Source organism: Salinivibrio sp. VYel1 (genome assembly GCF_009377945.1).
Lineage (GTDB): Bacteria > Pseudomonadota > Gammaproteobacteria > Enterobacterales > Vibrionaceae > Salinivibrio > Salinivibrio siamensis.
In genome coordinates, this window is record NZ_RSAM01000017.1 from 18,442 (window position 1) to 38,492 (window position 20,051).

Consider the following 20,051-nt stretch of genomic DNA (forward strand, 5'->3'; position numbering starts at 1 on the left):
AAGAATATGAAGGCGCTGCCGGTCAGCGCCTTTATGGGTCAACTCCTCACAGGAGCCGATTGTGAAAGACTTACTTAAGTTTCTGAAAGCACAACATAAGACCGAAGAATTTGATTCAATCAAGATCGGTCTTGCCTCACCTGACATGATTCGTTCATGGTCGTTTGGTGAAGTGAAAAAGCCAGAAACCATTAACTACCGTACCTTTAAGCCTGAACGTGACGGTTTGTTCTGTGCACGTATCTTTGGCCCGGTCAAAGACTATGAGTGTCTTTGCGGTAAGTACAAGCGCCTCAAGCACCGCGGCGTCATTTGTGAAAAATGTGGCGTTGAAGTTACTCAGACCAAAGTACGCCGTGAGCGTATGGGTCACATTGAGCTGGCTTCTCCTGTTGCCCACATTTGGTTCCTGAAGTCGCTGCCATCGCGCATCGGCTTGCTGATGGACATGCCACTGCGTGACATCGAGCGCGTGCTTTACTTTGAGTCGTACATTGTTATTGAACCAGGCATGACCAACCTCGAGCGTGGTCAGATGATGTCTGAAGAACAATATCTAGACGCACTCGAAGAGTGGGGCGACGAATTTGACGCGCGCATGGGCGCTGAAGCAGTCAAAGCACTGCTGGCGAACATGGATCTGTCGGTTGAGACAGAACAAATGCGTGAGCAGCTCGAAGAGACCAACTCTGAGACCAAGCGTAAGAAGATCACCAAGCGTTTGAAGCTGGTTGAATCCTTCTTGCAATCAGGTAACAACCCTGAGTGGATGATCCTGACCGTGCTGCCTGTGCTGCCGCCGGATCTGCGTCCATTGGTACCGTTGGATGGTGGTCGCTTTGCGACGTCAGATCTTAACGACCTGTATCGCCGCGTGATCAACCGTAACAACCGTTTGAAGCGCCTGCTTGATCTTGCTGCCCCAGACATCATCGTGCGCAACGAAAAGCGCATGCTGCAAGAGTCTGTGGATGCGATGCTGGATAACGGCCGTCGTGGTCGTGCGATCACCGGTTCGAATAAGCGTCCGCTGAAATCGCTGGCTGACATGATCAAAGGTAAGCAGGGTCGTTTCCGTCAGAACCTGCTGGGTAAACGTGTTGATTACTCTGGCCGTTCGGTGATTACCGTGGGTCCATACTTGCGCCTGCATCAGTGTGGTCTGCCAAAGAAAATGGCACTAGAGCTGTTTAAACCGTTTATCTACGGCAAGCTTGAGACTCGTGGTCTAGCGACCACCATCAAAGCGGCCAAGAAGATGGTTGAGCGCGAAGAAGCCGTGGTATGGGACATCTTGGATGAAGTCATCCGTGAACACCCCGTGCTGCTAAACCGTGCACCAACACTTCACCGTTTGGGTATCCAAGCGTTTGAACCTGTGCTTATCGAAGGTAAAGCGATTCAGCTACACCCATTGGTGTGTGCGGCCTATAACGCCGACTTCGATGGTGACCAGATGGCGGTTCACGTACCGCTGACGCTGGAAGCCCAGCTCGAAGCGCGTGCGTTGATGATGTCGACCAACAACATCCTATCGCCAGCATCCGGTGATCCTATCATCGTACCGTCTCAGGACGTGGTACTGGGTCTTTATTACATGACCCGTGAGAAGGTGAACGGCAAAGGCGAAGGCATGTACCTGGCAGGCCCAGGCGAAGCTGAAAAAGTTTACCGTACCGGTCATGCTGAACTGCATAGCCGTGTAAAAGTGCGCATCAAGCAAATCGATATCGATGAGATGGGTGCACGCACTGAGAAAGAAGCGCTCGTCGATACCACCGTCGGTCGTGCCATGCTGTGGACTATTGTTCCAGACGGCCTGCCCTACGAGTTGGTTAACCAGCCGCTAGGCAAAAAGCAAATCTCTAATTTGCTCAACACGTGCTATCGTAAGCTGGGTCTGAAAGATACGGTTATCTTTGCTGACCAAATCATGTACACAGGTTTTGCCTATTCCGCGCTATCGGGCACCTCTGTCGGCATCGACGACATGGTGATCCCACAAGCGAAATACGATCTGATTGAAGCGGCTGAAAGCGAAGTTGCGGAAATCCAAGAGCAATTCCAGTCGGGTCTGGTGACCGCTGGTGAGCGCTATAACAAAGTGATCGATATTTGGGCGGCGGCGAACGAGCAAGTCGCGAAAGCCATGATGGATAACCTGTCTAATGAGACAGTGATTAACCGTGACGGTGAAGAAGAGACGCAAAGCTCGTTCAACAGCGTATACATGATGGCCGATTCCGGGGCGCGTGGTTCTGCCGCACAGATCCGTCAGCTGGCGGGTATGCGTGGTCTGATGGCGAAGCCAGATGGTTCTATCATCGAAACGCCGATCACCGCGAACTTCCGTGAAGGTCTGAACGTACTGCAGTACTTTATCTCTACGCACGGTGCGCGTAAGGGTCTCGCCGATACCGCACTGAAGACAGCGAACTCAGGTTACCTGACACGTCGTCTGGTTGACGTTGCCCAAGACGTGGTGGTGACCGAAACCGATTGTGGTACCGAAGGTGGTATCCACATGATGGCGGTTATCGAAGGTGGCGACGTAAAAGAAGCCCTGCGTGAGCGTGTGCTGGGTCGTGTCGTGGCTGAAGATGTGCTTAAGCCGGGCACAGAAGAAGTGCTGGCGCCACGTAACACCCTGTTGGACGAGAAATGGTGTGACATTCTTGAGCACCACTCTGTCGACAAGGTAAAAGTGCGCTCTGTCGTGACCTGTGAAACTGACTTTGGTTGCTGTGCGAACTGTTACGGCCGTGACTTGGCACGTGGTCACTTGGTTAACCACGGTGAGTCTGTGGGCGTTATCGCCGCACAGTCTATCGGTGAGCCAGGCACACAGCTGACCATGCGTACCTTCCACATCGGTGGTGCGGCATCGCGTGCAGCAGCAGAAAACAACATCCAGGTGAAGAACAAAGGTTCTATGCACCTGCACAATGTGAAATCTGTGACCAATAGCGACGGTAAGCTAGTGATTACCTCGCGTGCGTCAGAGATGACCATTGTGGATGAGTTTGGCCGTACCAAAGAGAGCTACAAAGTCCCTTACGGTGCCATGCTGAGCAAGCAAGACGGCGAAGCCGTTGAAGCCGGCGACGTGGTAGCTAACTGGGACCCACACACCATGCCAATCATCACTGAGGTAGAAGGTAGCCTTCGCTTCGTGGATATGATTGATGGTGCGACTATGCAGCGTCAAACGGACGAGCTCACGGGTCTGTCTTCTATCGTGGTTATGGATGCCTCTGAGCGCCCATCATCCGGTAAAGACAAGCGTCCTGCGGTGAAGTTGGTGGATGCACAAGGCAACGATGTGATGGTACCTGGCACTGATATGCCAGTTCAGTACTTCTTGCCTGGTAAAGCGATCGTTCAACTGGACGACGGCGCAAGCGTTGGTATTGGTGACACCCTTGCTCGTATCCCGCAAGAAAGCGGCGGTACCAAGGATATCACTGGTGGTCTACCACGTGTTGCTGACCTGTTTGAAGCACGTAAGCCAAAAGAGCCTGCTATCTTGGCAGAGATCACAGGTACTGTTTCCTTCGGTAAAGAAACCAAAGGTAAGCGCCGCCTGATTATCACGCCAGAAGAGGGTAAAGCTTACGAAGAGATGATTCCAAAATGGCGTCAGCTCAACGTATTCGAAGGTGAAAAAGTCGAGAAAGGTGATGTGATCGCAGACGGTCCTGAATCACCACACGACATTCTGCGTTTGCGTGGTATTCACGCGGTAGCAGAATACATCACTAACGAAGTCCAAGACGTTTACCGTCTGCAGGGTGTTAAGATCAACGATAAGCACATCGAGACCATCGTGCGTCAGATGCTGCGTAAAGTGACCATTAAGTCTGCCGGTGATACGGAGTTCTTGGAAGGCGAGCAGGTGGAATACTCTCGTGTGATGATTGCTAACCGTGATCTCGAAGCGGAAGGCAAGCAGCCGGCGACCTTTGGTCGTGATCTGCTGGGTATCACCAAAGCCTCGTTGGCGACTGAGTCATTCATCTCAGCGGCATCGTTCCAGGAAACCACGCGCGTGCTGACTGAAGCAGCCGTGGCAGGTAAGCGTGATGACTTGCGTGGTCTGAAAGAGAACGTGATTGTGGGTCGTCTGATCCCAGCCGGTACCGGCTTCGCGTATCACAAAGACCGTCAAGCAAAACGTGCCGAGCCAGAGCAGCCAGTAGCCCCTCAGGTCGATGCAGAGCAAGCTTCGCAAGATCTTGCTGCGCTACTGAACGCGGGTCTGAACGACGATAGCTAAGCGTGGAAGCGTTGATAACATCAACGCCCACAGCGAAATAAAAAGGCACCTCTTCGGAGGTGCCTTTTGTTTATCTGGCGTGTGGGGTTGTCAGTGACGACAGCAACAAAAAAGCCGCCTAGGTTGGCGGCGTTATACAGCTGACAGGCAGGTTGACTTACGCACCCGGTGGGTGAGCAAGGCTGTCGGCAATGACGCGAATTAGGGTATCTTCTAACTCAAAACGCTGCTCTAACCACTCGCCAATCGCAGACATATCTTGATCGAAATCCGTGGCGTCATAATCATCATCGTCGAGGTCGATCGCGCTAAATTTATCGTTGTAGTCCAACAGTGGATCGGTCGTATCGACAATACGGAAATAGAGGTTGTCGGTCTCTTTGGTGGCAGAGAAGCCTGTCGACTGCCAACGCTCCATGACCATGTTATAAATTTTGAAGTGACCGGTGGAGATGTAATCGACTAGGTAGTCACAAAAACGGTCAAGCTCGGCTTTGGTTGGCAAGGCTTGCTTCTTTTTCGCGGCCACGCCGGCCACATTGTAATACTCCACCAACAGTTGGCGACGTAGCTCGAGCCAGTAATCGATAACCTCGTCGTAACCGCTCCATTGTGCTTTGGTTCGTTCGAGTTGTCTCAGCATGATCGGTATCCTCGTGATCGACCAGCGAATGAATGGCACTATAAAAGGCCAGCTGAAAATTAACGGGCTGCTCAATCCTTTGCATCACGTTATAAAGCTAGATTGCCAGTATTCAAGTATAGCTGCAAGGCTAAGGAAGTGACCATGTCTCAGAATCAACAAGCCGTCTATGTGTGCGCGATTACTAAGGGTAAACTCTGGCTACCCAAGGGGGAGCTGCCATGTATCCCCTTGTCGCAGTTACCCTTTTCTGGCGGTGAAACCGTAACAGTCGGTGATTATCAGCACACGCCCGTCGTGGGGGTATTTAATTGTAACCCGATGCTTCCCCATGATGAGATGGCGGGTTTACGAGACTTACTTCCCTTCCTGTCAGCCGACTTATTTGCGTTAGTGGGGTGTGTGGTTCAGCTCGATTATATGCGCCAGCAGCAAGCATTCTGTGGTCGTTGTGGTCAGCGCACTGCGTTCGACGCTCAGGCGGTGGCGATGCGGTGCGCTAACTGTCAGCGTCACGATTATCCGCGTGTCTCGCCGTGTGTGATTGTGGCGGTGCGCGATGATAAGCGGTTACTACTGGCACAACATCCAAGGCATAAAACCGGGATGTATACCGTGATTGCTGGGTTCGTCGAGCCCGGAGAAACGCTCGAACAGTGTGTGGCGCGCGAGGTCGAGGAGGAGACGGGGATTCAGGTTAAAAATATCCGTTATATGGATAGCCAGCCTTGGGCGTTTCCCTCTAATTTGATGATGGGCTTTTTGGCAGAGTATGCGGGCGGTGAGCTAAAGCCTGACTACGAAGAGCTCAGTGACGCACAATGGTTTGATTGCGACGCCCTACCGCCAGTGGCGCCAAGGGGGACGATTGCCCGACGCTTGATTGAGGCCAGTTGCACCTGGGCGCAGGCATAAAAAAACCCGGCCGTAGGGGAGCCGGGGTAAGATGCGAACATATTGTCTTTCGTAGACCTATTGTCGTTATGGGTCGGTTGTAACATGCGGTTAAATGATCAGCAATCCTTTGCTGCCCCTAGGTGACAGTTTTATGATCCTGTTAACAAAGCTTGGCTTTTGTTGCTACCGCACAGTGATACAATGAGCGCCACTATTCGCACACAGGTTTAACACAATGACCGAATTAAAAAACGATCGTTATTTACGCGCCCTTTACAAGCAGTCAGTCGATTGCACCCCCGTATGGATGATGCGCCAAGCGGGTCGCTATCTACCGGAGTATCGTGAATTGCGTGCGCAAGCGGGGGATTTTTTGTCATTGTGTAAAAACGCCGAGCTGGCTTGCGAAGTCACCATGCAGCCACTGCGTCGTTTCGATTTAGATGCGGCGATCTTGTTCTCAGACATCCTCACCATTCCGGATGCGATGGGGCTCGGGCTGTACTTTGAAACGGGCGAGGGACCCAAGTTTTCCCGCCCCATCACTTGTAAAGCCGACGTGGATAAAATTGGCATGCCTGATCCCGAAGGGGAACTGCAGTATGTAATGAATGCGGTACGTACCATCCGTCGTGAGTTAAACGGTGACGTGCCGTTAATTGGTTTTTCGGGAAGCCCGTGGACCTTGGCGACCTACATGGTGGAAGGTGGCACCTCAAAAGCCTTTACCAAAATTAAGAAGATGATGTATGCCGAGCCTCAAACTCTGCATGCCTTACTCGATAAACTCGCTGACAGCGTGACCAGTTATTTGAATGCGCAAATTAAGGCCGGCGCCCAGTCGGTTATGGTGTTTGATACCTGGGGGGGCGTGCTCACGCCACGCGACTACAACGACTTTTCTTTGCAGTATATGCAGAAAATCGTTGATGGCCTTATTCGCGAAAATGACGGTCGCCGTGTCCCTGTTACCTTGTTCACCAAAAATGCGGGGATGTGGTTAGAGCATATCGCGGCCACAGGGTGCGACGGTGTGGGACTAGACTGGACCATTAACATTGCGGATGCCAAAGCGCGAATTGGCGACAAAGTGGCGCTGCAAGGCAATATGGATCCATCGATGCTCTATGCGAGCCCAGAGCGCATTCGCCAAGAGGTCGCCACCATCCTCGAAGGGTTTGGAGGGGGCACGGGCCATGTGTTTAACCTTGGGCATGGCATTCATTTGGATGTGCCGCCAGAAAACGCAGGCGCCTTTATTGATGCGGTGCATGAACTCTCGCGCCCTTACCACGATTAGTCAAACACGCTCGCCGTCTGGCGAGCGTTGTTCTTTTTAGCCTCAATCGTATAAAGCCTGTTGAACGTGATAACGCATGGCGGGCACCACCTGCTCTTCAAACCACGGATTGCGGCGCAGCCATAAGCTATTTCTGGGAGAAGGGTGAGGCAGTGCAAAGGTATGAGGGGCCCACTTTTGCCAGTGCTTGACGGTCTCGGTCAAAGTTTTGGGTTTATTGGCTAAATAGTACTGCTGTGCATATTGGCCAATCAGCAAGGTTACCGCAACATGAGGAAGGTGCGCTTTGATTGCCTGGTGCCATACGGGGGCGCAGATACGCGCCGGCGGTAGATCGCCCGATTTACCTTTGCCGGGATAACAAAAGCCCATGGGCATGATGGCAAATAAATCCGACTGATAAAACTGCTCACGTGTGACCCCCAGCCATTCACGCAGGCGGTCGCCACTGGGGTCATTAAACGGCAGCCCACTCTCATGGACACGTCTACCTGGTGCTTGGCCGATAATCAGAACGCGAGCGTCAGCACTGGCCTGGATCACCGGCTGAGGGCCGTCTGCTAGCCAATGCTGACACAAACGGCATTCACGTGCTGCGGCTAAAGCCGTGTCTAAATCCGGAAAGAGCATTAGTACCCTTTATCAAAGTCGACAGTGTGAATCAGAGGCTGGCCTGCATGCCAGCGACGATAATTATCCGCAAAGAGCGCAAAAACCTGCTCAGGAAAACTGACGGCAGCAATATGTGGCGTCACGCTCACGTTGGGGTGTGTCCAAAAGGGGTGCTGCTTCGGCAGCGGCTCTTGTTGCATCACATCCAAGACCGCCAGGCGTAGTTTTTTGTTGTCTAAAGCGTCGAGCAGGGCGAGCTCATCCACGGTCGCGCCACGGCCAACGTTAATAAACAAGAGATGTTGCCCATGCTGCCAAAAAACTGCATTCAGGCATTGGTATGTGGCTGGCGTCGCGGGCAAGGTACTGACCAAAACATCTACCTCGCCCAAGCGTTGCTGTAATGCTGGCAGCGTCAGTGTGTGATCAAAGCTATCGACTGGCCGCCCATCTTGGTTGACGCCAAGTACCGTCATGCCAAAGGCGTGTGCGACGGTCGCGATATGCTGGCCAATCGCCCCTGTGCCTAAGATGGCGAGCGTTTGCCCTCGCAATGACTGATAGGGCTGAGGCTGCCAGTGACACTGCGCTTGTTGCTTCGCGTACTGACCAATATGTCGGCTTTCATTGAGCACAAACCCGAAGACATATTCGGCCATCAGTGCCCCGAATATGCCGCGCACGTTGGTGAGTTGATAATGACGGAAAGGGGCTTTAATCAGGGTATCGGTACCGGCAAAGGTCGACTGGAGCCAACGCAACGCCTTGGCTTTGGGCAATAGCGGGGCCGCAAGCGGCGGATCGGCCAACCAGATACTGGCCTCCTCTGCGGATGAGGTGATAGCGAGATCGGGGAGCTGAGCCGTTTCAATCAACTGGTGATAAGTCTCGGCATGCTCGCTGACAACGTAAATTTTATCCACAAAGGCTCCTTTTTATGGTGGGGGGAATCAAGTACACTGAGCGCATTCTATGAGGATAACACTCCTTCTCGCTATTAAAGATCAACTGGCTATGTTACGAAACCCTTTACAACTACGTTTGGAAAAATGTGAGAATTGGCAGCATATTTGTTTTATGGCTGCGCTGGTGGAGCGTATGGTGCCCAACTATGCCCTTTACTGTGCGCAAACCGAGTTTGCTGATCCCCAAGCGTTTCGCAATATTCTCGATGCAGTGTGGGAGTCGCAAACAGTCAAAACGGCCAAGATTGATTTTGAGCGGCAGCTGGAGAAGCTGGAGCCATTGATCCCGGTGGCTGACGATGAGGCCATTTACCTGACCTACCCGGCAATTGATGCTTGCATCGCCTTGTCTCAGCTTCTTCACGCCCTGTTGGATCGTGATGAAATACTCCCTATTACTCTGAAAGTCTCTCAGCAGTCTGTCCACAGCGTAGCGCAGCTAGAAGAGGCGCAAACGGGTGAGGCGGTGACGGATGAGAATCAAAAGACGTTTGAAGCGGTTTGCGAAGAGTGGGATGCCCAATGGGCGATTTTCCGTTTGCTAAAAAGTGCGGAAAGCCGTGATGTGGAGATGATCAAAAGCATCCGCCAAGAGCTGCGTGAGGCGGGCGTGAGTAACCTTGGATTAGGTGTCGAGTAAGCACGCGTCACCCGATAAAAAGGCGGCGCGAGCCGCCTTTTCTGATCATGACTCATCCGTATGTCGCTGCACCGGGGGTTCATCGTCATCTTGGCTTTCAATCATGTTGTGCTGCTTCTTCCAAGCATCCCAACGCTGATAAGCGAGTTGTTGCATATCGGTGACCGTGTCCGCCTCATCGATGATTTCTCGCCCCGTTAAGTACTCAAACACATCCTCCAAGGTGATAATACCTTGCACCGTGCCATATTCATCGACAATCATCGCCAACTGGGCGCGGCGGATCATCAATATATCAAACGCTTGCAAAACACTGTTGCCGGGAAGGATCACCGCGAGGGGGCGCATGAGATTGCCTATCGGCGTTTGGCCAGCGCCTTGGGTTTTGGCTTCATAGATATTGGACTTGTGGACAAAGCCTAGAATATCGTCACGCTGTTCACCGTAAACCAGTGGGCGAGAGAATGGGCAGTCACCGTGTTCGTCGAGGAAGGTATTCACATCCATCTCGGCAGGAATGCGAAACAGGACCGGGCGCGGTGTCATCAGCTGTGTTGCGGGCAGGTCACGTAACTTCAGCATGTTATGAAGCATTTGCGTTTCGTCCTCACCCATTTCTCCACTTTCTGAGGCCAGCATCGCCATCGCTGAGATTTCGTCCCGCAGTTTAACATGGGTGGTGTCCGCACTAAGTCGCTTGGTAATTTGTTCAGACAGCCAAACGAATGGCGTCAGCGCCCACACCATCCACTTGAGTACCAGCGCCGCGCCAGGTGCCAATTGCGGCCAGAAGTTCGCGCCAATGGTTTTAGGGATGATTTCTGAGAGAAGCAGAATCGCAAGCGTCAATACGGCAGAGAAAACCCCGACCCACGCATCGCCAAACACGTGAGCCGCTTGCGCCCCCGCGCCAGCTGCCCCGACTGTATGGGCGATGGTATTGAGGGTTAAAATGGAGGCCAAAGGGCGATCAATATCCTTCTTAAGCGCATTGAGCCGCTCGGCGGCAGGATGCGCTTGATGGCGCAGGTTCGCTATGTAGCTAGGGGTGATGCTAAGCAAAATCGCTTCGAGCACAGAGCAGATGAATGAGACACCAATAGAAAGCGAAATAAAAAGAACCAGAATGAGCATAGGTTTCCGGAGTTAAAAGCCAATCAACACCCTAAAGATCAGGCCATTGGCGGGCTTTTACAACCATTCAACTGAGAAAAAACGCAACAAATTGTGAGATCGCGCTCAGTTTGTGGTTAAAGAGCCTCCATACAGCCACACTCAGCGCCACAAACCTTTGCCAGCCGGGCTTCTTTTGAATTAGAGTGACTTCGTCTCTAAAAAACCTAGAAGGGAAGACATAATGAACAAGACCCAACTGATCGACCTGATCGCGGAAAAAGCAGACCTTTCAAAAGCACAAGCGAAAACAGCTTTGGAAGCGACTTTGGGCGGTATTGAAGGCGCCTTAAAAGAAGGCGAGCAGGTACAACTGATTGGCTTCGGTACGTTTAAGCTTAACCACCGTGCAGCACGCACCGGTCGTAACCCACAAACGGGTCAAGAAATTCAAATCGCTGCAGCAAACGTCCCTGCGTTTGTCGCAGGTAAAGCGTTAAAAGACGCGGTTAAGTAAGCACGCATGCTGATGTCGCCATAGCCTCCTGCTATGGCGTTTTTGTCTCTGAGCCCGCCATGCGATTTTACCTCTGTATACTTGCCTTAGTAATGGCACTGACAGGCTGTTCTAGCGGTAAACCGCCAAAGCCCGTCACTCATACTACCGCATTCTCAGCGGGAGATTATCGCGCCGTTTATTGGCTAGATAGCCAACAAGGGCAGGTTATCGGTTTGGCGGAGAAAGCGTGGCAAGGCGATTACGGTCAGTACCGCAGTGAATATGCTTGGCGAGCGGGTAGTCTGCGTGCGTTAAAGCGTGAAGGGAAAAAGCTGGTCGATAACCGCTTGGTGCCCTTTTCGATGCACGTACGGTTTGACGCCAATGGTGAGCCGGTTTTCCAGCGCTATCATCAAGGTGATGCGCTGTTGCCTTTAGACAGTGCGACTTTATCCCGCCTGTATCAAGAAGCGAATCAAATTGAGCGCCAAGCGCAGGCGCAATTAGCCAACAATGTCTCGGTGCTGCAAGCGCAGCGACAAGGTGAATATTGGCTTGATTGCGACGACGACCGTCAGCGTTGGGCATTTCCCGAGACGATGACACCGTCTTTAGTGCAGCGTCTCAACCAGCCTGGCACGTTTGTGATTGCAGGAGGGAGCCCAAGTATCGGTCGCGACCAGATAGACTTTTTGGTACATGTCGAGGGGGAAAAGCGTTGTTTACAGCGCCCTCGCTTACTGGATGAGTAAAGTGAAGAGCGGTGAAAAAATGCGCCTACTTGGCGCATTTTTTATATCATGTGTTGCGACAATTATGCCATTTGCTCGCGTGAAACGGCGCGGTGGGCGATGTCACAGCGGTAGAAACAACCGGGCCAATGAATCAAGGCCGCGAGCGCGTCAGCCCCTTGTTTTGCCGTGGTCACATTCTCACCTAATGCGGTAGCACAGAGTACACGTCCGCCAGCGGTCACGATATCGCCGTCTTTTAGCGCGGTACCTGCGTGAAACACTTTGGCCGTCTCACTATCGGTGGGCAACCCAGTGATACGATCGCCTTTTCGATACTCACCTGGATAGCCACCAGCGGCTAAGACCACACCCACGGCTGCACGCGGATCCCAGTGAGACTCGACCTTATCAAGGCGTCCCTCTGTGCCCGCCAAGCAAAGCGCAGCCAAGTCAGATTGCAAGCGCATCATAATTGGTTGGGTTTCCGGATCGCCGAAGCGACAGTTAAACTCGATCACTTTTGGGGTGCCATCGGCGGTAATCATGAGTCCTGCGTACAAAAAGCCGGTGTAGGGCACACCGTCTTCGTGCATCCCTTTCACGGTGGGCATGATCACCTCTTCCATCACGCGTTGGTGAATCGCATCGGTCACCACAGGGGCGGGTGAGTATGCACCCATCCCGCCGGTATTCAGGCCGGTATCGCCTTCACCGACCCGTTTGTGATCTTGGCTGGTGGCCATGGGGAGCACATGCTCGCCATCCACCATGACGATAAAGCTTGCTTCTTCACCTTGCAGGAATTCCTCGATGACCACACGGTGGCCTGCTTCACCAAATGCATTACCCGAGAGCATATCGCGTACCGCGTCGGTGGCTTCTTGCTCGGTCATTGCCACAATGACGCCCTTACCGGCGGCCAAGCCATCGGCTTTGACCACAATGGGCGCACCTTTTTCAGCGATGTAGGCTAGCGCGGGCTCAACCGTAGAAAAGGTTTGGTAGTCAGCGGTGGGAATACCGTGACGTGCCAAAAAGTCTTTACTGAAGGCTTTTGAGCCTTCAAGTTGTGCCGCTGCTTGAGTAGGGCCAAAGATAGCCAAGCCGTGCTCACGGAAGGCATCGACCACGCCCAAGACCAGTGGCGCTTCTGGGCCCACGATGGTTAAGCCAATCTGTTGCTCGCGCGCAAAGGCCAGCAATCCCTCAACGTCATCAGCAGCAATGGCGATATTGCTGACTTTTTCCTCGTGGGCGGTGCCGGCATTGCCCGGTGCGCAATATACGATTTCAACGTTTGATGACTGCGCGGCTTTCCACGCCAGGGCATGTTCACGGCCACCGCCACCAATCACTAATACCTTCATGTTTTCTCCTTCATACCCACTTAGTGGCGGAAATGGCGCATACCGGTAAAGACCATCGCCATGCCATGCTCATTGGCGGCGGCAATCACTTCTTCATCACGCATCGAACCACCCGGTTGGATCACGCAGGTGATCCCAGCGTTTGCCGCAGCATCAATGCCGTCACGGAAAGGGAAGAAAGCATCGGAGGCCATCACGCTACCGGCCACTTCGAGATGCTCATCGGCCGCTTTAATACCGGCTATTTTCGCCGAGTAGACGCGGCTCATTTGGCCGGCGCCGACGCCAATGGTCATGCTGTCTTTAGCATACACAATCGCGTTCGATTTCACGTATTTTGCCACTTTCCAGCAAAATAGCGCATCGTTTAGCTCTTTGTCTGTGGGCTGGCGCTCAGTGACAATACGCAAATCGTCTAAGCCGACCATGCCTTGGTCGCGGGCTTGGACTAACAAGCCGCCGTTAACCCGCTTGCTATCCCAACCTGTGGTGCGCGTTTGCCATTGACCACACTCGAGAAGGCGTACGTTCTTCTTCGCTGCGACCACCGCTTTGGCGGCGTCACTGACGCGAGGTGCGATGATCACTTCAACAAATTGACGTTCGACAATGGCGTGTGCCGTGTCGCTGTCCAGTTCACGGTTAAAGGCAATAATGCCACCAAATGCTGAGGTAGGATCGGTTTGATAAGCACGTTGATAGGCGCTGAGTAAGTCTTCACCGATGGCAACGCCACAGGGATTGGCGTGCTTTACAATCACGCAAGCAGGCTGTTCAAACTCTTTCACGCACTCTAATGCCGCATCGGTGTCAGCGATATTGTTATAAGACAGCGCCTTGCCCTGTAGTTGGGTCGCCGTCGCTACCGAGGCCTCTTGCGGTTGAGTTTCAGTATAAAACGCGCCTGCCTGATGGCTGTTCTCGCCATAGCGCATGTCTTGCTTTTTGACCCAATGTTGCGTCAGGGTGCGCGGGAATGGCGAGTCTTGGCTCTCTTCGGCGTGATGGTAGGCAGGGACTTGGGTGCCAAAGTAATTTGCAATCATGGCATCGTAGGCCGCGGTGTGCTCAAACGCGGCAATGGCTAAATCAAAGCGCGTGGCATGTGTCAAAGAGTGCTGATGCTGATCCATCTCGGTCAGCACACGATCATAGTCTTGGCTGTTCACCACAATGGTGACGTCGGCATGGTTTTTCGCCGCTGAACGTACCATGGTCGGACCGCCGATATCGATATTTTCGATGGCTTGCTCACGTGTGCAGTCTGGGTTGGCAACGGTCTGTGCGAACGGGTAGAGATTCACCACCACCATATCAATCGGTGCGATCTGATGGCTTTCCATCACCGCATCGTCTTGACCGCGTCGGCCCAAAATGCCGCCGTGAATTTTCGGATGGAGGGTTTTCACGCGGCCATCCATCATTTCGGGGAAGCCGGTATGCTCGGAGACTTCGGTGACCGCGAGGCCGTTTTCTGCGAGTAAACGGGCAGTACCGCCGGTCGATAGCAGTTCGACACCGCGTTGGGCGAGTGCTTGGGCAAACTCGACCACACCGGTTTTATCAGACACGCTGAGTAACGCGCGACGAATAGGACGCAGATTTTCCATGGCTTAGTTCTCTTCACTGACAGATTGAATGCTTATCAAAGCCCATCGTGTCTATCAACATGGATAAGCTTTATTAAATCGCCAATTGTCAAAGCGGCGATATTCTATCTGATTTTGTTTGCGCAATCGATTGCTATTTGCTGATGGCGACACTTTTATTGTTTTTACACTTCAGCTTTTTCTGGTTCTCATGCAATGCTGGTCATAAGGTCGCGGCTTTGCTACAAAAAGAAGGATCAATCGCATTACGATAGAGGAGCGGTGATGACCAAATTGCTGCAAATTGGCGAGCTTGCCAAGCACTGTGGTGTCTCTACCGACACACTGCGTTTTTATGAAAAATCAGGCTTGCTGGCGCCGAGTGCGCGCACCGAAGGTGGATACCGGCTTTATGCCGATGAGGCCATTAGCCAAGTGATGTTCATTTTGCGCGGCAAAGAGATGGGGTTATCGCTTGATGAAATTCACGAGTTGTCCGACATTCGCGAAGAAGCGACCTTACACACTTGTGCAGAAGTAAAAGGGATCACCCAGCGGCGCCTGAATGAGGTCTCAGAGAAGATAGCGGCGCTTGAGCGGGTCAAGCATGCACTGACACGTTTAAATGCCGCCTGCTGCGGTATGGACGACGATGACGCGACCCATTGCTCGATATTGGAAACCCTGGCGGAGAGTGAGGACTCCAACTCATGCTGCTAAAGAGGGAGCACTTATGCGCAGTCAGAGGCAACAAAAACGGGCTAGCCGATTGACGGTTAGCCCGTTTTATCACAACCAAACCAATGGTTGATTAGTTCATGCCGTATTTTTTCAGTTTTTTACGCAATGTACCGCGGTTAATGCCCATCATGGTGGCTGCGCGCGTTTGGTTACCGCGCGTGTATTGCATGATGGTATCCAGCAGTGGCTGCTCAACTTCTGCGAGGACAAGCTCATACAGATCGTTGACTTCCTGGCCATTCAATTGCGCGAGGTAGTTCTTCAAGGACGCTTTTACAGAGTCACGAAGTGGCTTTTGCGTAATTTGATCTTGTGAAGTTACAGTCGTTACTGTCAATGTTTCGGAAGTCAGGTTTTGTTCGAACATATTCTGTCAGCTCTTCTCGTATTTATGCAACGTTGTCGAAGTAGCCTTGCAGCGCATCGATCTGCTGTGGTGCATCTTCGATTGCGTTGAAGGTGCGGCGAAAGTCGCCAATTTGGTCATGCTCTTTTAGGTACCAGCCCACGTGTTTACGGGCAATACGTAACCCTTTGAGCTCCCCATAAAACTGATGAAGCTCTTGAACATGACCCAACAAAATTGTCCTAACCTCTTCTAGTGAAGGGGCAGGCAAGTGCTCACCTGTGGTGAGATAGTGGTGGATTTCGCGAAAAATCCACGGGCGTCCTTGAGCAGGGCGACCAATCATTACCGCATCCGCACCCGTGTAGTCGAGGACATACTGAGCTTTTTCTGGTGAGTCAATGTCGCCATTGGCAATCACCGGAATGGATACCGCTGCCTTGGCAGCCTTAATGCTGTCGTATTCTGCTTCACCTTTGTACATACAGGCACGCGTGCGGCCATGCAGTGCAAGGGCTTGGATGCCACAATCTTCCGCCATCCGGGCGATCTCAACACAATTCTTATTGTCTGGATCCCAGCCTGTGCGCGTTTTGAGTGTCACGGGAACATCCACCGCGTTTACCGTGGCTTTGAGGATTTGCTCAATGAGATCAGGCCGCGTTAGCAAGGCAGAGCCTGCTAACTTTTTATTGACCTTCTTCACCGGACAACCCATGTTGATGTCGATAATTTGCGCCCCGTTTTCAACACAAAACTGCGCTGCGTCAGCCATAAGCTCGGGTTCAGCCCCCGCGATTTGCACCGAACGCAGACCGGACTCGTCAATATGAACCATGCGCTTTTGCGATTTGCTCGTCCGCCACAACGCTGGATTCGACGACATCATTTCGCTAATAGCCATGCCCGCACCATGTGCAAGACATAACTCACGAAATGGTCTATCTGTCACGCCTGCCATTGGGGCAACGATCAAGGGGACATCCAGGGTGTAGGGTCCGATACGCAAAAGCTCTAAATCCTCTTCAGCCGCTCTGAGTCAGCAAGGGCGCGCATTTTACGCATTTTTTCAGCATCTGAAAAGGACAATATTTGAGCATTGATGGCTTGATTTTTACAGCAGTTTTTGTATCGATGGTGTTTCGCTGATTAATCAAGCAGTTCGAGTAGCACGTCAGCCATGGCTTACCGACGACAGTGAATAGGGGCGGTAAGCCAATGGCATCATCATTTGGCCAGTTACTCGGGCAAATGACCGCTGATCCGGCACCACTCTTCGCGCTCGACAATCGGGTCGATAGTGAGACTATCACGGTAATGGTTCGCCACGTCATCCGCTTGAGTTTCTAGCACGCCAGACATCGCCAGCTGACCACCGGGTTTGATCAAGCCTTTGATGACACTCGATAATTCACGCAATGGTCCGGCAAGAATATTGGCCACCACCACATCGGCGTTTAAGTCAGCCGGTTGATCGTTAGGAAGATAGAGGTGAAGTTGGTCGGCGACACCATTGCGCTCGGCGTTATCTTTTGATGCCAGCAGCGCTTGTGGGTCAATATCAATACCAATCACACGCTCGGCCCCAAGTTTAATCGCCGCAATCGCGAGAATGCCGGAGCCACAGCCAAAATCAATCACGGTTTTGCCGCTTAAATCCAGACTATCAAGCCATTCCAAGCATAGTGCGGTGGTCGGGTGCGAGCCGGTGCCAAAGGCGAGGCCCGGGTCGAGCATCACGTTCACCGCGTTGTCATCAGGTACCTCACACCAAGTTGGACAGATCCACAACCGCTCGCCAAATTGAATTGGCTTAAAGTTATCCATCCATGCGCGTGTCCAGTCTTTGTCTTCCAACTGCTCGACTTTATGAGCAAAGTTTTCAGCCAGCAATGGACTGGCTTGTAATACCGCTAACACCGTGCCCATATCGGCTTGAGCATCGAACAAGGCCATGATGTCTGTTTCGCCCCACAAGCGCGTTTCGCCGGGTAAAGGCTCAAATACCGGGGTGTCTTTGGCATCTAAGAAGGTGACAGATAGGGCGCCCGTTTCTTCCATTAGCAGGTCGCCAATCGCTTCGGCGTTGTCAGACGTTGCATTCAGTTTGAGTTGGATCCAAGGCATGGTGTATCTCGTGTCGGAAAATATCTCTCCATTTTATCAAACTGGCACCTAAACCGCTCGTGTTCTCAGCTTCGCAATTTGATTTGCATTTTGCTTTTAACCTTGGTTCTTGTGCGTAATTTGGCAAATTTGCATGGTGATAAAACACACAAGGGGTTGATCATATAGCCTTATAGCGATACGGAACAAAAATTGAACAAAGTTAACGATTGAGGTGTCACGAGTAGCAGATGAGGAGAGAGTATGCGGGATAATGGAGCGGTTACGCAAAAAGAGGTGCGGTTTGAGGGGCGCGGTGAGCTGGTATCGCGCACCGATCTACGTGGCAAGATCCAATACGTTAACGACGCGTTTGTCTCTATCAGTGGTTTTACCCGTGATGAATTAATGGGCAGCGATCACAACCTAGTTCGCCATAAAGACATGCCGCCAGCGGCGTTTGCTGATATGTGGAAAACCATTAAAGCGGGCAATAACTGGCGTGGTATGGTGAAAAACCGCTGTAAAAATGGCGATCATTACTGGGTACAAGCGTTTGTTTCGCCGGTGATTAAAAACGGCAACATGATTGGATTTCAATCGGTGCGCAGCGAGCCAAGCCGCGAAGAGGTTGAGCAGGCTGAGAATTTGTACCAAAAAATGCGGCAGGATCCATCACGGGAATTACCCAAGCCTCCGGTTACTCAGCGCATCCAGCTTCGCCACTTTTTTTACACCGTTTTGGCAGTGATGTGCCTGCTTGGCCTCGCGAGTGGTTATATGGCGTACCGCCAAGACAACTTTGGCGTCATGTGGCTAGTCGGCACCATGGTTGCCTTGTCCGCAGTGAGCACGTGGGTGGTGCAAAAACGTATAATCGACGCCATTAAAATGACCAGTGAGGCGTTAAATAACTTAGCCTCTGGTAACCTTGAAAATGCCAATGAGCCGGTCAGATATGACGAAATGGGCCAGCTGGCGGATAATTTTAAAATGGTAAAAGCACGCTTTGGCGCAGTGATTGGTCAAGTGATTGAAAATACCAATTCGCTTATTGGCCAAGCCGACAAGTTGTCCGATAAAGGACATGGCGTTCAACACTCAATGGAATCGCAGGTAGGGCAGACGACACAAGTGGCCAGTTCTATGTCACAAATGACCTCCACTGTTGATGAAGTTGCGCAAAATATGAATCGCACGGCGGAAACGATTGAACAAACGCAAGCGCGAGTGAATGAGGGCGCGGGCGTCGTTACCCAAGCGACGACGAGTATGGAAACCTTTATTGGCGAACTGGAAGCGACCATTGAGCAGATCCAAAAGAGCGCGGATGAGAGTCAGAAAATCACCACAGTGACAGAGACCATCAGTGATATTGCCGAGCAAACCAATTTACTCGCGCTCAATGCGGCTATCGAAGCCGCTCGAGCGGGCGAGCAAGGACGCGGCTTTGCGGTGGTGGCCGATGAAGTGCGTGGTTTGGCTCAGCGTACACAGCAGGCGACGGGCGACATCCGAGAGATGCTAGAAGGGTTACAATCGGGTATCCGCCAGTCCTCAGAGCGGATTGTGAGTAATAACCAAACGGCACAACAAACCCTCACGTATGTGACTGAGTCCAACCAGGTACTCAATGACATATTGGATAAGGTTAATGATGTCAAACAAATGGGCATTCAGGTGGCAGCGGCGGCTGATCAACAAGCCAGTGTGACCAAGGAGATGAGTGAAGCGGTGGAAAACATTCACACACAAAGCCAAAGTGCCAGCAGTGAAGCAACAGAGACGTCACACATTGCTCGTCAATTGACTGAACAGTCGCATATGTTGAGTGACATATTGAGTGATTTTACCGTCAGTGGACAGTCGTCGAAAAAAGATTTTAGTGCGATTAAAAATGCTCATTTAGCTTGGAAAACCAAAGTAAGAGACTTTTTAAGTGGTGATAGTACCGCCATGAATCGTGAGGTTGCTTGCTCGCATCACAAGTGTGCGCTCGGCCAGTGGTACTATGGCGAGGGTAAGGATCAGTATGGCCACCTCAATAGCTATCGTGCACTCGAGAAACCACACGCTGAGCTGCATCGGACGATAAAATCAATTATTGAACTTGATGAGAAGGGCGATCGCGCGGGCGCAGAAGAGAAATATTTGCAGATTGAACCGCTTTCTAAGCAAGTTGTGGCGGGCATTGAAGCATTAGAACGCGAGATGACATAAAAG

17 protein-coding genes are annotated in these 20,051 nt (G+C 52.0%); 8 read left to right on the forward strand and 9 right to left on the reverse strand.

What is annotated here, in order from left to right:
- The first annotated feature begins 61 nt into the window (after window positions 1-61).
- Window positions 62-4,276, forward strand: coding sequence for a DNA-directed RNA polymerase subunit beta' (rpoC, locus tag EHW58_RS14255; RefSeq protein WP_046074514.1), 4,215 nt, complete (start codon window positions 62-64; stop codon window positions 4,274-4,276).
- Between the two features lie 157 nt (window positions 4,277-4,433).
- Here the strand turns inward: rpoC and EHW58_RS14260 are convergent, their stop codons facing one another.
- A complete protein-coding gene (locus EHW58_RS14260; protein WP_046074515.1) occupies window positions 4,434-4,919 on the reverse strand; it encodes an Rsd/AlgQ family anti-sigma factor in 486 nt (161 codons plus the stop codon).
- A gap of 144 nt (window positions 4,920-5,063) precedes the next feature.
- Here EHW58_RS14260 and nudC point away from each other — a divergent pair, with 144 nt between their 5' ends.
- Both nudC and hemE read left to right on the forward strand, forming a co-directional pair.
- Complete coding sequence (gene nudC, locus EHW58_RS14265; protein ID WP_152797112.1) at window positions 5,064-5,834, forward strand: NAD(+) diphosphatase; 771 nt, start codon at window positions 5,064-5,066, stop codon at window positions 5,832-5,834.
- 217 nt (window positions 5,835-6,051) lie between these two features.
- Window positions 6,052-7,116: a uroporphyrinogen decarboxylase gene (hemE, locus tag EHW58_RS14270; protein ID WP_152797114.1), complete on the forward strand. Its 1,065-nt coding sequence runs from the start codon at window positions 6,052-6,054 to the stop codon at window positions 7,114-7,116.
- A 42-nt stretch (window positions 7,117-7,158) separates the two neighbouring features.
- Here the strand turns inward: hemE and EHW58_RS14275 are convergent, their stop codons facing one another.
- On the reverse strand, window positions 7,159-7,746 hold the full coding sequence (locus tag EHW58_RS14275; protein WP_152797116.1) for a uracil-DNA glycosylase family protein: 588 nt from the start codon (window positions 7,744-7,746) through the stop codon (window positions 7,159-7,161).
- Window positions 7,746-8,651 carry a D-2-hydroxyacid dehydrogenase gene (locus EHW58_RS14280; RefSeq protein ID WP_172970058.1) on the reverse strand — a complete coding sequence of 302 codons (906 nt, stop codon included), beginning with the start codon at window positions 8,649-8,651 and terminating at the stop codon, window positions 7,746-7,748. The genes EHW58_RS14275 and EHW58_RS14280 overlap by 1 nt, the downstream gene beginning before the upstream one ends.
- 91 nt (window positions 8,652-8,742) lie before the next feature.
- Between EHW58_RS14280 and EHW58_RS14285 the strand changes: the two genes are divergently transcribed.
- Complete coding sequence (locus tag EHW58_RS14285; RefSeq protein WP_152797118.1) at window positions 8,743-9,333, forward strand: YjaG family protein; 591 nt, start codon at window positions 8,743-8,745, stop codon at window positions 9,331-9,333.
- Window positions 9,334-9,378: 45 nt separating this feature from the next.
- Here EHW58_RS14285 and EHW58_RS14290 read toward each other — a convergent pair whose 3' ends face one another.
- Window positions 9,379-10,467 carry a CNNM domain-containing protein gene (locus tag EHW58_RS14290; RefSeq protein ID WP_046074521.1) on the reverse strand — a complete coding sequence of 363 codons (1,089 nt, stop codon included), beginning with the start codon at window positions 10,465-10,467 and terminating at the stop codon, window positions 9,379-9,381.
- A gap of 223 nt (window positions 10,468-10,690) precedes the next feature.
- Between EHW58_RS14290 and hupA the strand changes: the two genes are divergently transcribed.
- Window positions 10,691-10,963, forward strand: coding sequence for a nucleoid-associated protein HU-alpha (gene hupA, locus EHW58_RS14295; RefSeq protein ID WP_046074522.1), 273 nt, complete (start codon window positions 10,691-10,693; stop codon window positions 10,961-10,963).
- A 59-nt stretch (window positions 10,964-11,022) separates the two neighbouring features.
- A complete protein-coding gene (locus EHW58_RS14300; RefSeq protein WP_152797119.1) occupies window positions 11,023-11,697 on the forward strand; it encodes a DUF1481 domain-containing protein in 675 nt (224 codons plus the stop codon).
- A gap of 62 nt (window positions 11,698-11,759) precedes the next feature.
- Here EHW58_RS14300 and purD read toward each other — a convergent pair whose 3' ends face one another.
- Together purD and purH are read right to left on the reverse strand one after the other, a co-directional pair.
- Window positions 11,760-13,046, reverse strand: coding sequence for a phosphoribosylamine--glycine ligase (gene purD / locus EHW58_RS14305; RefSeq protein WP_152797121.1), 1,287 nt, complete (start codon window positions 13,044-13,046; stop codon window positions 11,760-11,762).
- Window positions 13,047-13,066: 20 nt separating this feature from the next.
- Complete coding sequence (gene purH, locus EHW58_RS14310; RefSeq protein ID WP_152797123.1) at window positions 13,067-14,656, reverse strand: bifunctional phosphoribosylaminoimidazolecarboxamide formyltransferase/IMP cyclohydrolase; 1,590 nt, start codon at window positions 14,654-14,656, stop codon at window positions 13,067-13,069.
- A 273-nt stretch (window positions 14,657-14,929) separates the two neighbouring features.
- On the opposite strand from purH, the gene zntR reads away from it, so the two are divergent.
- Window positions 14,930-15,355, forward strand: coding sequence for a Zn(2+)-responsive transcriptional regulator (gene zntR / locus EHW58_RS14315; protein WP_369795702.1), 426 nt, complete (start codon window positions 14,930-14,932; stop codon window positions 15,353-15,355).
- A gap of 91 nt (window positions 15,356-15,446) precedes the next feature.
- Here the strand turns inward: zntR and fis are convergent, their stop codons facing one another.
- From fis to prmA, 3 genes are all read right to left on the reverse strand, one after another.
- Window positions 15,447-15,743, reverse strand: coding sequence for a DNA-binding transcriptional regulator Fis (gene fis, locus EHW58_RS14320; RefSeq protein ID WP_021024113.1), 297 nt, complete (start codon window positions 15,741-15,743; stop codon window positions 15,447-15,449).
- 22 nt (window positions 15,744-15,765) lie between these two features.
- Window positions 15,766-16,731, reverse strand: coding sequence for a tRNA dihydrouridine synthase DusB (gene dusB / locus EHW58_RS14325; RefSeq protein ID WP_046074526.1), 966 nt, complete (start codon window positions 16,729-16,731; stop codon window positions 15,766-15,768).
- A 230-nt stretch (window positions 16,732-16,961) separates the two neighbouring features.
- On the reverse strand, window positions 16,962-17,849 hold the full coding sequence (gene prmA / locus EHW58_RS14330; protein WP_046074527.1) for a 50S ribosomal protein L11 methyltransferase: 888 nt from the start codon (window positions 17,847-17,849) through the stop codon (window positions 16,962-16,964).
- Window positions 17,850-18,092: 243 nt separating this feature from the next.
- Between prmA and EHW58_RS14335 the strand changes: the two genes are divergently transcribed.
- Window positions 18,093-20,048 carry a methyl-accepting chemotaxis protein gene (locus tag EHW58_RS14335; RefSeq protein ID WP_152797125.1) on the forward strand — a complete coding sequence of 652 codons (1,956 nt, stop codon included), beginning with the start codon at window positions 18,093-18,095 and terminating at the stop codon, window positions 20,046-20,048.
- Window positions 20,049-20,051 lie beyond the last annotated feature (3 nt).

Coding starts and splice junctions, on each gene's coding strand:
- EHW58_RS14260 (WP_046074515.1), bottom strand. CDS start 4,919: ATGCTGAGACAACTCGAACGAACCAAAGCACAATGGAGCGGTTACGAC.
- nudC (WP_152797112.1), top strand. CDS start 5,064: ATGTCTCAGAATCAACAAGCCGTCTATGTGTGCGCGATTACTAAGGGT.
- hemE (WP_152797114.1), top strand. CDS start 6,052: ATGACCGAATTAAAAAACGATCGTTATTTACGCGCCCTTTACAAGCAG.
- EHW58_RS14275 (WP_152797116.1), bottom strand. CDS start 7,746: ATGCTCTTTCCGGATTTAGACACGGCTTTAGCCGCAGCACGTGAATGC.
- EHW58_RS14285 (WP_152797118.1), top strand. CDS start 8,743: ATGTTACGAAACCCTTTACAACTACGTTTGGAAAAATGTGAGAATTGG.
- EHW58_RS14290 (WP_046074521.1), bottom strand. CDS start 10,467: ATGCTCATTCTGGTTCTTTTTATTTCGCTTTCTATTGGTGTCTCATTC.
- hupA (WP_046074522.1), top strand. CDS start 10,691: ATGAACAAGACCCAACTGATCGACCTGATCGCGGAAAAAGCAGACCTT.
- EHW58_RS14300 (WP_152797119.1), top strand. CDS start 11,023: ATGCGATTTTACCTCTGTATACTTGCCTTAGTAATGGCACTGACAGGC.
- purD (WP_152797121.1), bottom strand. CDS start 13,046: ATGAAGGTATTAGTGATTGGTGGCGGTGGCCGTGAACATGCCCTGGCG.
- purH (WP_152797123.1), bottom strand. CDS start 14,656: ATGGAAAATCTGCGTCCTATTCGTCGCGCGTTACTCAGCGTGTCTGAT.
- fis (WP_021024113.1), bottom strand. CDS start 15,743: ATGTTCGAACAAAACCTGACTTCCGAAACATTGACAGTAACGACTGTA.
- prmA (WP_046074527.1), bottom strand. CDS start 17,849: ATGCCTTGGATCCAACTCAAACTGAATGCAACGTCTGACAACGCCGAA.
- EHW58_RS14335 (WP_152797125.1), top strand. CDS start 18,093: ATGCGGGATAATGGAGCGGTTACGCAAAAAGAGGTGCGGTTTGAGGGG.